Source organism: Bacillus cereus group sp. MG1 (assembly GCF_040460035.1).
Taxonomy (GTDB): Bacteria; Bacillota; Bacilli; order Bacillales; family Bacillaceae_G; genus Bacillus_A; species Bacillus_A cereus.
The window spans coordinates 5,043,748-5,056,584 of record NZ_JARVGY010000001.1 but is presented as its reverse complement, the minus strand read 5'-3'; the positions used below and the strand labels follow the sequence as shown (position 1 = coordinate 5,056,584).

Below are 12,837 nucleotides of genomic sequence, written 5' to 3'. Positions count from 1 at the left end.
GCCATAAGAATGATTCTTACGGCTGGATTTTGTCTATGATTGAGTAGACAAAGCAGCAATCTGATTATATTTTTTCTGTGCATCTTTTAGCGCTACAAGTAACGCTTTTTGAGAAGAACCGAAATATCGGTTCTTTACTTCCATTACTAACGCCGGGTCATTTATATTTTTATGTAGAAATAAATATTTAACAAATTGAGATGTTAATGCAATTGTCGCTGAGCAGTCTGCATCTACAATTTCCCCTGTATCCTTAACAAGTATAAATGCTACGAAATAGCTTTTAAACTTTTCAGTAATGGGATTATTTTGAGGTGCTTTCGCATCCCCTACGATATAAATTGTATTTGAGGCGTACACAGCTATCTTCCTTTCTTATACGAGGATAACGGGTTTCTTAATAGTCGTATGAGCGAGGAACTCAACGTTGATTAAAAAATGTATCCGCTTACCTTGTATTATAATATAATTGACAGAATTTTAACAACATTTATTTTAGTGCATATTCCATATTTATGAAAATAGCTTAAACTCTTCATTTCTACAATATGTGATTGTTCCTTGTACCATGACATTCATACATAAAAAACTGCACCCCCAATTGTTAGACGGTGTCTAACAATTGGGGGTGCAGTTCAATGGCTAACTGTTTTTATTACTTTGGCATCACAAATATAGTTTCATTTGACTTAGAAAATTGATACTCTTTTCTCGCTAACTTCAAAATTTCTTCCTCATCGTCTGTTAAATTTTCTATGTTAGTCTTTAAAGAATCTTTATCTTTCTTTAAAGATACTAATTGCTTCTTTTGATCCGTAATCGTATCTTTCTTTTTATCAATTACTTCTTGTTGTTTCGTTAAAATATATTGAACATATAGAGTAGTTGCCGCAATAAAAAGGACCATTAAAATAAGTCGCCTTAACTTCTTTTTATTTATCCTACGCTTGTCACTAGGTTGTGATAATTGCTCTGGTATATTAGGAACATTTACTCGCTCGAGTTTCCTCATTCAAATCCCCCTAACCCATATTTTTCACTACCATCGGCACGTTTTCTTACTAAACTAAATTCTATTCTTATAAAATAAACTCCTTCACAAAAATATCCCATAAATTAACCAATTAAAGATAGCATTCGACGACATTTCCATATTTACACCGATTTTTTTTATACATGCTGCTATAAAATAGTAGTTTCTGTAATTCTTTTTCTACTATTGTAGAAGAGTTTTTTCACACACAAAATTCCTTCCCCACATATCCATGTTATAACATGCTTACAAGGAGGGGAATATGCATTACCGCACATTAGGTAAAACTGGAATAACTGTTTCTGAAATAGGTTTTGGCGCATGGGCAATCGGTGGTGATGAATGGGGACCTGTTAACGATAAACAATCTATAACCGCTATAAAAAAAGCAATTGAGTGTGGTGTGAATTTTATTGATACTGCGGATGTGTATGGTTTAGGACATAGTGAAAAGTTGGTAGCTACCGCGATTAAAGGACATCGTAATGATATTATCCTATCAACGAAAGGTGGTTTAATCGGACATCACTACGACCCTAATGGAGTTCCTGTATATGATACTCCCGAAAAAATCATCGCCGTATTCGAAACAAGTTTACAACGTCTTCAAACAGATTATATTGATCTTTATTTTTGTCATATTTGGTGGCATAATCGTAGAGAAACAGAAGCATTTCTACGTGCATTTGACATATTAAAACGTGATGGCAAAGTAAGAGCAGTCGGTGTTTCGACTCATGATTTACAATACATTCATCATTTCAATAACAACAACGAAATTGATATCGTACAACTTGATTACAATATATTAAATCGAAAACCAGAAAAAGATATATTACCATTCTTACAAGAGAAAAATCTAGGAGCTGTTATTCGTGGTCCATTAAAAATGGGCATTTTAACTGGAAAATTCACAAATAAAACAATTTTTCCAGATGGAGATTTACGCAAAGATTGGCCAAATGAAATTTGGTTTCAAGAAGACTTACAAACCGTAGAGAAACTTCGGCTGCTCTCAAATAAAAATCAGATCCTAGGGCAACTTGCACTTCGCTATGTACTCTCTCATCCGGCAGTAAGTGTTGTAATTCCTGGTGCAAAAACAGGAACACAAGCACAAGAAAATGCAAATGCATCTGTTCGCCCTATTTTGAGTGATGAAGAGCTTAACTATATTCATTCAATATAAAAAGCCCAATCCGGGCTTTTTAATTTGGCAAACTAATATCATACTCCATTCGCTTCGCTGTGTCCTCCGCAACATGCACACCTAACAAGTTTTTCACAATATGAAATGCCATATTAATTCCAGCTGAAATTCCGGCAGATGTTATAATATGTCCTTCATCTACAAACTTTACATTTTCTATAACTTCAACATTTTGAAACTCATTTTTAAACTTTTCAATACTAGCCCAATGTGTTGTTGCTTTTAAACCTTCCAGTAAACCTGCTTTCGCCAGTAATAGCGCTCCTGTACAAACTGAAGTCATCAGCTTTACTTCTTTCATTTGTTGGCGAATCCATTTTATTACTATTTCATTTTTTATTTCATATTTTCTAGCACCTAGCCCACCCGGAATTATTAAAATATCCACTGGTGGTAAATTTTCAATACTATAATCTGGCTGTACCTTCAATCCATTCCTTGCTGTAATCATTTCCCCATTCTCGCTAACTGTATAAACAGTAAATGTTTTTTCTTCATTCACCTCAGTTACAGAAAAAACTTCAAATGGCCCTGCAAAGTCTAACACTTCTACTTCATTAAATAAAAATATACCAACACTCCATTTATTCATCATAAGTTCACTTCCTGTTTCAAATGATGTAAAAGGTGATTATATCCTTTTTCTAATGCAATATCATACGCTGTTTTCCCATCATTTTTCTTAATCATCTTATTAGCTCCATTTTTAAGGAGCAACATAATTATTTCTTCATTTCCTAATAATGCTGCTTCGTGGAGTCCTGTCCAGCCACCACTTTGCATAATATTTACATCTGATCCTTTTTCAATTAAGAAAGCGACAAGTTCACTTTGCTTGTTCGCAATTGCCGCTTGCAAAGGTGTATTTTCATTTTCATTTTTCGCTCTACTATGTATATCTGCACCGCTTTCTAAAAGAAAACTCGCTATTTCTTTCTGTCCAAAATAAGCTGCTAAATGAAGTGGTGTCCAGCCATCTTCACTACATTCGTTAACAATGCTTGGACTCGCCTTTATAAACTTCACTACTTTTTCCTTATTACCACTTATAACAGCTTGTGCTATTGATTGTAAATGCTCCATAATAATCTCCCATCCTTCAAAATATTTAAGCATCTCCTTCTACATGTTCTATTAATTATTATATTTTCCTTTTAAAATCTTAAGTTTACATAATAATATTATATATATTACTTTTTTGTGCTTAATGCTGAATAGCAATAATGTTAAAAATACTGCCTTTAAACAATGAAGACCATAATTTCATTAGAGTTACTGAAAAAGCAAGCAAAAAACTATACACATAGTTTTCATCATATTTGTTCATTTGCATAAAATAAAACAGGTAATGTCTATTCTGCTATTCATGCTTTCAACATATCAAATAATATTATTCCAATAAAAAAACAATCCCTTTTTAAAATGGATTGTTTTTTTATTTCTTTTTTATACTGTTTATTTCATTTTTGTATTTTCAATGATGAAATAATTACATTTACAAAAATGAAACGCTACTATCTTAACCCCTCTTATAGTAATTTTTTCGTTTGAAAACAAAAAACACACTTCCACCTTACGATTGAAAAAACATATGTAAAAGTCTCTAAAACAGCTGCCTTATCATACTAATCTATAGCAGTTCTGTCTTCTTCCCTTACCCGTTTCCTTTAACACATACGATTTTAAAACTAGCGCCGTTAATGAATCTGTTAATGTTTTATATGATAAATTTGATAATGCCAATAGATCGTTCGTATATAGCATTCTATGCTTCTCTAATAATAATAGTACTAATCGTTCAGACGGTTTTAATGCCTCATCACTTTCTAGTATAAAGTCTATATTTTTCATTTCTCTAATTATTACTCCTTATATCAAAAAATACTTTAGACGCTTATTTAATATAAAAATAATACATAACAAAATTATAAATATATTAAAATAGCACCATCTAAAAACACTATTATACTATAACATAGAAGTAGTGTTTCCCCAAATAGGAAATGCTTTTTTATATCGCTTATAAGATTCTTGCAAACCTACATAATATTTTGTACCATTACCCACCAAGTTTTCTTCTAATTTCGCTGCTCATCCTGATGTATTTGTAATCAATGAAGTTCTTCTAAATTTATAAACAAATAAAAAACGGTTCGTCTATCATGCCCTAAACATGAATGACAACCGTTTTCCAGCTTCTTCTTAATTAACATGTTCTATCTTAAATATTTCTTGCAATATGCGGCTTACTGTAATGACTTGTTCCACCGCCACCAACTACTACTTTACCGCCTTTTTCGAAAATTAATAATTTACTTGAACCATCTGCAAGAAGCACTATTACTTCAGCATTATTACTTGTTGCTACATAAATTACATAACCACTCTTTGATATACAAGTTTCCCAATTCGAATCAAATTCTGATCTTACTACACGATTTGAATACACTTGATTTTCAATTCTATCTTGTTCTACGTTTTCCAAATTGATTCCTCCCACTTCACTAAAATAGCATTTATAGGAAAATAACAGCCCTATATAAAATAGTAGCCGACTTTAACATAAATAGTATATGTAATTAGTAGGAGAATGCTTGGACAACGAAAACGAAATAGACTTCAAAAATTTCACAATTGAAACTTCTCTTTAATCATTTCCGCTACTTCTTTTGCACTCAAATACGTGTTATTAATTTTTATATACTCTTCTTTTTCAATTTCACCATGAAGAGAGTTTAATCTATGCTTTTTCATCGTTTCTTTCAAATTATTTTCAGACCACTCAATATCTCTTTTTTTCGGTTTATGTTCTAATCTATTCGGGCTTTTATTTCGTTCTAATCTTTCATCTAATTCCGCTTCCAGCTCTACAAAATGCACTGTCCCACCTTTTGATTCAAAAATACTTTCTACATGATGTATATAATCCCAATCCGCTTGGAGGTCAAATGCCCATATATACGTAAAAATCATTCCAGATAAATCACTTTTAGATACTTCTTCAAATATTTCATTACGAAATAAACTTACTAGTCTTTTTGCTTCTTTCGTACTGTAATCAAAAATTGGACTTACTAAATCAATTGTCATGTGGTTATGAAAAAGTTTTAAACCGGTTAATGTTGCTAATTCTTGCCCCACTGTCATTTTTCCAACTGCTTGTGGGCCAAATATTAATATAAGTTTCATTTATTTCCCTCCAATCTTTCTCTATAAACCATTACATAAAATAAAAAATAAGGCAGCCGATTTTAAATCGATTGCCTTATTTTTTATTCATAGTTTTAGTTCTATTCTTTTCGCACAGCTTCAAAAGTAATCATTTGATTTGCATTTGACGGTTCTTTTTCATAATCATATTCAGCAGAGCACGTAATATTAGAGAAACCTATACTTTCTAAAAGAAGTTTAAACTCTTCTATTCCATACCAGCGCAGCGCAAAGCGTTGTAGTTCTGTTTGTACTAACTGTCCTTTACTCCACTTTTCATATTTCAAATATGATACAGTAACTTGGTTCAGCCAATCTATTTCAATTGATTTATTTTCTAATGTGATTCCGTCTCCACTCGGCAAAGAGAAAGTCGATGTATGAATTTCCCCAGTCTTCCAGTCATACGGAAGCATAATATCTACGATTAATCGTCCATCTGGATTAAGATGTTCATAAAAACATTTCAATGCATTTATAGAATCCACACGATTTTCAATTAAACAAAAAGATCCAGTAGGAATGATAATTGCGTCATATTTATGCGGAAGTGAAAATTGTTGCAAGCTTCCTTCATATAAATTAGGATGTAAGCCTCTCTCTTTACAGCGCTTACGGCAAGAATCTAGCATTTCAGGTGAATAATCTATCCCATCCACTTTAAAACCAGCCTCTAGAAGCGGAATGATGACACGTCCTGAACCTACTGCGGCTTCGAGGATTCTTCCTCTACAATCTTTTAACCGTTTTTTGTAATACTCAATATCACCATTTAAAGAATAACCGACTGGTTTTGTGTAATCATACAGTTCTGTACAAAGTGTACTATAAAAGCTAAACATTTATTTTCTCCTCCGTTTTTACGTACGGAAGATTTCAATTCAACTAATCTTCCTGCACCTCTGATTTTAATGATATTTCGAAAGAGCTGACTGTCATAATATATCACTCACTTTCCATAGAATATAATGATATTGTATTACATAACCTTCCAATTTGAAATATAAAAATTAAAAATTCAGACTACAAATTAAAGAGCTTACTTTAGTAAGCTCTTTAGAAAAAATATTTATTTCACAATCGGCAATGTCACTTCACTTAATTTCACTGTAAGTTTCGTGCCAGCTTTCGGCCTAATTGTATAATCATAATCACTTGCAATTAAAACAACTCCGATTTGATGCCCCGCTTTAAATACATAATCATCTGGCTGCATGTCCCATGTAAATGTATAATCTTTGCCCGGTTGAATCGCTGTTGAATTTTCTATACTCTTTAAGTTTTGTGGATCCATCCAGCCTCTCGTTACGATTTCCGGCTTCGCTCCTCCATAGTCAACAAGTAATGCTGTTAAATTTGATACAGATCGATCAATATTTCCTGTAATTGAAATCTTTGGTGTACCACTTATACGCGTATCTTTTTGCAGTACAGGCATTGTATATACTAATCGATTTGCTACTTCTAATTCTGGGTTTGCTACTAATTGGTTTGATTTCATTTGTGCATCATCTAAGAATGAGAAAACTTTATTAGCCGCTCCCATACTTAATGGTAAATTGACTGATTTATTACTTAAATACATACGGATTTTTGAAGGTACAGCCGCTGGATCTGGCCAATTTTTTATCTTTTGCCACGTTTTATTTTCTCGTTGCACATCAACCATTGGTTCATCCATAATTCCATTTTCAATTCCGTACAACCAATAATCTAACCATTTATTTTGTGTTTGCTGCCAGTTATTACTTGATGTCCCACCATGACCACCTTGGTGTAGCCACATTTTACGCGGAACATTATTTTCTCCAAGTGCTTCCCACCATTGCGCGAACTGTTTTGTTTTAACATTCCAATCGTTTAAACCATGAACAACAAATACACTCGCTTTTACATTTTTAGCATCTTTTACATAGTTACGTTTATCCCAAAAATCATTATAATTACCTGTTTTTCGGTCTTGTCCAGCCGTTAACTCTTTTATAACTTGTCCGCAAACTTCAGGGTTTTCCCTTGTCAGTACTGCTTCTGCCATATTATCTGTATCTTCCCCTTGATATCCGCCTGGAGCAATGACTGCACCATTTGCACGATAATAATCATACCAACTACTAATTGCTGCGATTGGAATAATTGTTTTTAAACCTTCGACTCCAGTAGTCGCAACAGCATTTGGTAAAGTACCATTATAGGAAACTCCAGTCATACCTACATTTCCTGTAGACCAATTTGCCTGAACTTCCTCACCCTGTTCTGTAAATGCTTTCGCGCGACCGTTTACCCAATCAATAACAGATTTTGTCCCGAGTATCTCTTGTTCATCTCCAGTTGTAGGGCATCCATCTGATTTTCCAGTACCGATACTTTCGCCTAGAATAACTGCATAACCTCTTGGCACGTAATAGTTCCCATACGAACCAAGATTAACCGCTCCATACGGTTTTCCTTCATACGCATACAATTCTTCATCTACATTATATACAGGAACATCTTTTAATCCAGATCGATATGGACTCATTTCATAAATAACAGGAACTTTCACATTCGGATCTGTCTTTGGACGCATAACTTTTATCGATACTCTGTCTTTCTTACCGTCTCGATCACTATCAACTTCTGTCTCTACATATAAATTTTCGATAATAGCTTCATCGAGAGAATAAATCGGTTTTGTCATCCCATTTTCTAATTCAATTTTTGTACTTTTAGTCTCTTCCTTCTTCTCTGCATGCACATCCATAGTAAAGCTAGGTATAATTGTTGCAGATAGCATTGCTGACAGTGTAATTGCCATTTTCTTTTTACTCAAAATGTTCCCTCCCCTTATTCGTTCTCTTTTACTATATAACAAAATAACTGAAAATTCAGTTTTATTTTATATAAAAGTTGAGAAACTCAAAGATTTCTTATTAAGTAAAATTTGATGCAGGTATGAAAGTATTTTCCCACTTCCTCCTTCTTTATAAAGTGAAACTTTAATCAGCCCTCACCAATTGGGCGTTTACGATCAGCAGGGCCACTTCTTTGCTTTCGCTGAATTTTGAGGTGGGGTCTTACTGCCCGGCAAATAGCGGGATAAATAGAGAAAAAGACAACCGATATTTCTATCGCTTGCCTTACATTCCATTTATTATTTTTCTAACTCTTTAAAGGTATCTTTCAAGTCTTTATCAGATACCTTTATATCTGCATTTTTAAGCAGTTCTCTAGTAACTTGTTGATGGAATTGAGGATCTTGTATACGTTGCTGTTCTAATTCTTTACGAATATTCTCTTTCTCTTCCTCATACGGTTTAAGCTCTTTTTTATCCGTTAGCTTAATAATATGATATCCGAAAGAAGATTTAACAGGTTCACTCAATTGACCAACTTCTAACTTATACGCAGCATCCTCAAATTCTTTCACCATCATACCAGGTCCAAATTCAGATAGTTCCCCACCTTTTTCTTTAGAACCTGGATCCTCTGAATATTGTTTAGCCACTGCCGCGAAATCTTCGCCACTATTTAATTTTTCTTTAATTTCTTTTGCTGTCTTTTCATCTTTTACTAAAATATGGCTAACTTGAAGCTTTGGCTTATAATGATCTTTAATATCTTTTTCCGTTACGGTTGCTTTAATAGCTTTTTCAAAAGCAAAAGTAAGCTTTAATTTCTCTTTCAACTGATCTTCATTTTTCACACCATTAGATTCCATATATGTATTAAAATTATCGCCCATCTTGTCTTTTAATTCTTTTAGTTGTTTCGTTACCTCTTCATCCGTAACTTTATATTTATCATTTAATACTTTTTCTACTACCATTTCAGATAAATTCTGTTTACCGTAGTTTTCTTTTAATTTTTTGTTAAAATCACTTTCTGAAATGCTTCCTGATTTTGTCGTTACAATATTATCTGATGAACCACATGCAGATAAAGATAACGTCATCCCCATTAAAATGCTACCAATTACTAATTTCTTTCTTTTCAAATCTGAATACCTCACTTCATTAAATTCAAATATAACTATGTAAATATAACGTTTTCCTGTGAACTTCACGTGAATTTAATGAAAGTAGAACATTTGCTAATTCTCCATTTAATACATCAATTTTGAAAATTATGGTGATTCATCCTGTATCGCTAATCTCTAAAGCTGCAAAAAGGACTAATATTTTCATTAGTCCTTTTTCACATTTATATAAAATTGAATTTCTCCATCTATAGAGGAAACTCCATATTCAAAACCATGCCTTTCTAAAATACTTTTCACTATCGCTAGACCTAATCCTGTACCTGATTTTTCTTTACTACGAGAAGATTCTAGTACGTAAAAAGGCTCCCAAATTTTCTCGATATCCTTAATTTTATCCGTAGGAATGCCATTTTTTATTTGGAAATATATACTTTTATTTCTATCTTCTAATGTAATTATTATGTTTTGATTTGCTGTATATTTTATCGCATTAGAAATTAAATTTTGAAACACCATTCTCATTTTATTTAAATCTGCATAAACGATTGTATCGCCCGTATTACAATTTACTTGCAAGTTAATTTCTTTCGAATCCAGTTCAATCTGATGCTTATCTAATATACTCTGGACCAGTGGTTCAATGGGGAATTCTTCTTTTTGTAAAATATCTCTTTCTAGTTTAGAAAATCGTAATAGTTCTTCAATTAAGTTTGATATTTGATCTGTTTGTTTAATAATTGTATCTACATAAGTCCCATCATCTAATCCATCTTTAATCCCCATAGAGTATGCTTTTACTAATGCGATCGGTGTCTTTAATTCATGCGTTACATCACCCATAAATCGTTTTAAATGTTCATTACGATCAGTTAAGTCTTGATGTGCTTCATGTAGTTTTTCACTCATGATATTAATACTATTGGCCAACTCTCCTATTTCATCATTCGTTTTCACTTTCGTTCTTTTAAACTGCAAATGTGAAATATCCTGAGCCACATCACTTAACTCTTTCAGTGGTGTCGTTATTATTTTTGAAAGTATCCACACAAGTAAAATAATAAGAAGGAGCGAGAAACATAGGATATATAAGTAAAATGTATTTAACGTATTTATAATTTCATTTGAATTCGCAATGGAAGTCCCAATTAAAATTATCGTATCATCTTTCGCAATATATTTAGCAAAAAAACTCGCTTTTACCTTTCCTTGATCGTACAGTTTATTCGATTGCCCTTCCGTCTTCACTTTCATAACTTCGTCTTTCGTAATCCAAAGCTTATTTAACGTTACTTTCTTTTTCGTAAGTTGCATGCGTAACGCGTCGTTCATAGCATCTTCTGACTGATTAATTGGCGTATACGCAATTGTAACATTATTTTCACTTTCAATTGTATGAATAATATCTTCTAAATCATTGACTGGCGCATTTTGTATTTGAGTTGTAAATTCATTTAAGTTTTCACGTGTTTTATAAATATTATATTTCGGCAAGAGAAAGTTAATTAATAATAAAGAAATTGTAAATATAAGAATAACGGTTAAAGAAATGCTGAGAAATAGCTTTTTCCCAAGTTTATTCACTTTGTTCCTCCAAACTATAACCCAGCCCACGATGCGTCTTAATAATATTTTCTCCAATTTTTTTACGCAGCCTTCTTACATGTGTATCAACCGTTCTCTCTTCTCCAAAATAGTCAAATCCCCATACAATGTCTAACAATTTTTTACGAGTTAAAATAGTTCCTTTATGATTTAAAAAGCATTTTATTAATTCGAGCTCTGTTTTTGTAATTTCTAACTCTATATCATTTTTATATACTTTATTTTTGGCGAAATTTATCTTTACATCTTGTACTTGAATAATATCATCATGCTGAATAAGTTTTTTCGCTCGTGTAATTAGTACTCCTGGATGAAATGGTTTTTTTACGTACTCATCTGCCCCACTTTGAAGCGCTGCTAATTCATCTTCACTTTCACTTTTCGCCGTAAGCATTAATACTTTTACGCTTGAATTCTTTTTTATTTCCTGACAGACAGTAATACCACTATGTTTCGGCATCATCCAATCCAAAATAGCTAAATCAATTTTTTCATCATAAAATATTTGAAGTGCTTCCTCTCCGTCTTTCGCTAATAATACTTCAAAGCCTTCTTTTTCAAAATAAGCTTTTAAAATCCTTAACATATCTTGTTCGTCATCTGCAATTAAAACTTTCATATTTTTTCCTCCATTGCTTTTAAACAAAAACCAATTGTATCATACAACATCTTTGTTACATGAATGTGACAGAAAAATATTTAAAGCTTTTGAGGGGATAGTAATGGTGAGGTGTTGTACTATGATAAAAAAAATCGGGGTCATTTCTCTTCTTCTATTTCTATTATCAACAAATGCGTTCGCAAATACAAATCAACAAATTGAAGTATTTGATTGTCAAAAAGAAATGGTCATTCAAAAACAATCTTTAGATCCAATAGTCCAAAAAGAAGCAGTTCAATACGCTAAAGCAATTACTGGTCCATTTAAAAACTTAAATGTCGTTCCAAAAGATGGCTATATGATAAAAATCCCATTATCTAAGCCGGTTTCTATTACTAATCAATGGTTACACACTACAATAGACGAAGTACTTATACTGCTCCCACTAAATGAAAAGCCTTATATTATGCTTTATGATGATGAAAATAACCCGCATTTTTATTATGTAAAAGGTAAACCAGGATTATTATTGAAACAAATGAACGTTAAAACGTAATTGACTGAAAAGGAGTCACCTTATAAGCTAAATTTTAAAAGCTAAGGTGCTCTTTTTTATAATAACAATTTAGTAAATGAAATTATAAAAGTTGTCTTTTAATATAAGGATCGCAACTTCATATATCAGCGATTTTTAAGATATATCGATTTACCAACAAAAAACCTGTTCGTAGCTATTATTTGGATAGCAATCTCTATAATAGTTTGTAGTGACTCGATCCCTTATATAATCCCCCTTTTACAAATCCATTCGCAGTATAAAACACATCCCCTTGCTTCGTGTCAGTATGTAAAACAATCACTTCAAAATATTTTTCCGCATGACATAATAGTTGGTTTAATAATAAGTTCCCTAACCCTATACGCCGATAATCCCTTGAAATATAAAATCTCCTTAACCGCCCAATCTTATTGTCTTTTGTGTACGGATCCTCATTTAAACCTCCAACTCCAATTAACATATCACCTTGGAACACACCATATAAACATTCTCCAGTTTTATTGAATACATTTATTTTGTTTTTATATTCATTTATTAGCCTTATAAGGAAATTAAAACCTTCTTCTTCACTGTCTTGAACGAGATGACTGAATTCATATTCCATTAAATTTTCTATTTGTTGAATATGTATATCTTTCAAGTCCATTCCCCCTAAGTATGAAAA

At 32.4% G+C, this 12,837-nt stretch carries 15 protein-coding genes; 2 read left to right on the top strand and 13 right to left on the bottom strand.

The genetic code is table 11. The annotated features are described in order from the left end of the window. Nucleotides 1-33 precede the first annotated feature (33 nt). Together QCI79_RS26365 and QCI79_RS26360 are read right to left on the bottom strand one after the other, a co-directional pair. On the bottom strand, nucleotides 34-360 hold the full coding sequence (locus QCI79_RS26365) for a DUF3870 domain-containing protein (protein ID WP_000271312.1): 327 nt from the start codon (nucleotides 358-360) through the stop codon (nucleotides 34-36). A gap of 295 nt (nucleotides 361-655) precedes the next feature. Next, nucleotides 656-1,012 carry an FtsB family cell division protein gene (locus tag QCI79_RS26360; RefSeq protein ID WP_001228371.1) on the bottom strand — a complete coding sequence of 119 codons (357 nt, stop codon included), beginning with the start codon at nucleotides 1,010-1,012 and terminating at the stop codon, nucleotides 656-658. A 283-nt stretch (nucleotides 1,013-1,295) separates the two neighbouring features. On the opposite strand from QCI79_RS26360, the gene QCI79_RS26355 reads away from it, so the two are divergent. Then, nucleotides 1,296-2,222, top strand: coding sequence for an aldo/keto reductase (locus QCI79_RS26355; RefSeq protein ID WP_000559356.1), 927 nt, complete (start codon nucleotides 1,296-1,298; stop codon nucleotides 2,220-2,222). A gap of 19 nt (nucleotides 2,223-2,241) precedes the next feature. Here QCI79_RS26355 and QCI79_RS26350 read toward each other — a convergent pair whose 3' ends face one another. The 10 genes from QCI79_RS26350 to QCI79_RS26305 all read right to left on the bottom strand — a co-directional run bounded on the left by QCI79_RS26350 (nucleotide 2,242) and on the right by QCI79_RS26305 (nucleotide 11,632). Then, a complete protein-coding gene (locus tag QCI79_RS26350; protein ID WP_000981432.1) occupies nucleotides 2,242-2,838 on the bottom strand; it encodes a DJ-1/PfpI family protein in 597 nt (198 codons plus the stop codon). Beyond that, nucleotides 2,835-3,326, bottom strand: a complete 492-nt coding sequence (locus tag QCI79_RS26345) for an ankyrin repeat domain-containing protein (protein ID WP_000400681.1) — start codon at nucleotides 3,324-3,326, stop codon at nucleotides 2,835-2,837. The genes QCI79_RS26350 and QCI79_RS26345 overlap by 4 nt, the downstream gene beginning before the upstream one ends. A gap of 537 nt (nucleotides 3,327-3,863) precedes the next feature. Then, a complete protein-coding gene (locus tag QCI79_RS26340) occupies nucleotides 3,864-4,094 on the bottom strand; it encodes a hypothetical protein (protein WP_000789031.1) in 231 nt (76 codons plus the stop codon). A gap of 370 nt (nucleotides 4,095-4,464) precedes the next feature. Continuing rightward, nucleotides 4,465-4,728, bottom strand: a complete 264-nt coding sequence (locus tag QCI79_RS26335; RefSeq protein ID WP_000432429.1) for a hypothetical protein — start codon at nucleotides 4,726-4,728, stop codon at nucleotides 4,465-4,467. Between the two features lie 143 nt (nucleotides 4,729-4,871). Further along, a complete protein-coding gene (locus QCI79_RS26330; RefSeq protein WP_000767061.1) occupies nucleotides 4,872-5,432 on the bottom strand; it encodes an AAA family ATPase in 561 nt (186 codons plus the stop codon). A gap of 101 nt (nucleotides 5,433-5,533) precedes the next feature. After that, on the bottom strand, nucleotides 5,534-6,295 hold the full coding sequence (locus tag QCI79_RS26325) for a class I SAM-dependent methyltransferase (RefSeq protein ID WP_000490928.1): 762 nt from the start codon (nucleotides 6,293-6,295) through the stop codon (nucleotides 5,534-5,536). A gap of 227 nt (nucleotides 6,296-6,522) precedes the next feature. Next, nucleotides 6,523-8,262 (bottom strand): Xaa-Pro dipeptidyl-peptidase, encoded by a 1,740-nt coding sequence (locus tag QCI79_RS26320; RefSeq protein WP_000038300.1) that lies wholly within the window; start codon nucleotides 8,260-8,262, stop codon nucleotides 6,523-6,525. Between the two features lie 321 nt (nucleotides 8,263-8,583). Next, nucleotides 8,584-9,426, bottom strand: a complete 843-nt coding sequence (locus QCI79_RS26315) for a peptidylprolyl isomerase PrsA (protein ID WP_002101055.1) — start codon at nucleotides 9,424-9,426, stop codon at nucleotides 8,584-8,586. A 189-nt stretch (nucleotides 9,427-9,615) separates the two neighbouring features. Then, entirely contained in the window at nucleotides 9,616-10,992 is a 1,377-nt protein-coding gene (locus tag QCI79_RS26310; RefSeq protein ID WP_001037250.1) for a sensor histidine kinase, read from the bottom strand. Then, complete coding sequence (locus QCI79_RS26305; RefSeq protein ID WP_000865979.1) at nucleotides 10,985-11,632, bottom strand: response regulator transcription factor; 648 nt, start codon at nucleotides 11,630-11,632, stop codon at nucleotides 10,985-10,987. Before QCI79_RS26305 ends, QCI79_RS26310 begins: the two co-directional genes overlap by 8 nt. Before the next feature lie 121 nt (nucleotides 11,633-11,753). Between QCI79_RS26305 and QCI79_RS26300 the strand changes: the two genes are divergently transcribed. Then, nucleotides 11,754-12,170: a hypothetical protein gene (locus QCI79_RS26300; RefSeq protein WP_000591761.1), complete on the top strand. Its 417-nt coding sequence runs from the start codon at nucleotides 11,754-11,756 to the stop codon at nucleotides 12,168-12,170. A 196-nt stretch (nucleotides 12,171-12,366) separates the two neighbouring features. Here QCI79_RS26300 and QCI79_RS26295 read toward each other — a convergent pair whose 3' ends face one another. Then, complete coding sequence (locus tag QCI79_RS26295) at nucleotides 12,367-12,819, bottom strand: GNAT family N-acetyltransferase (protein ID WP_003284535.1); 453 nt, start codon at nucleotides 12,817-12,819, stop codon at nucleotides 12,367-12,369. Between the last annotated feature and the right edge of the window lie 18 nt (nucleotides 12,820-12,837).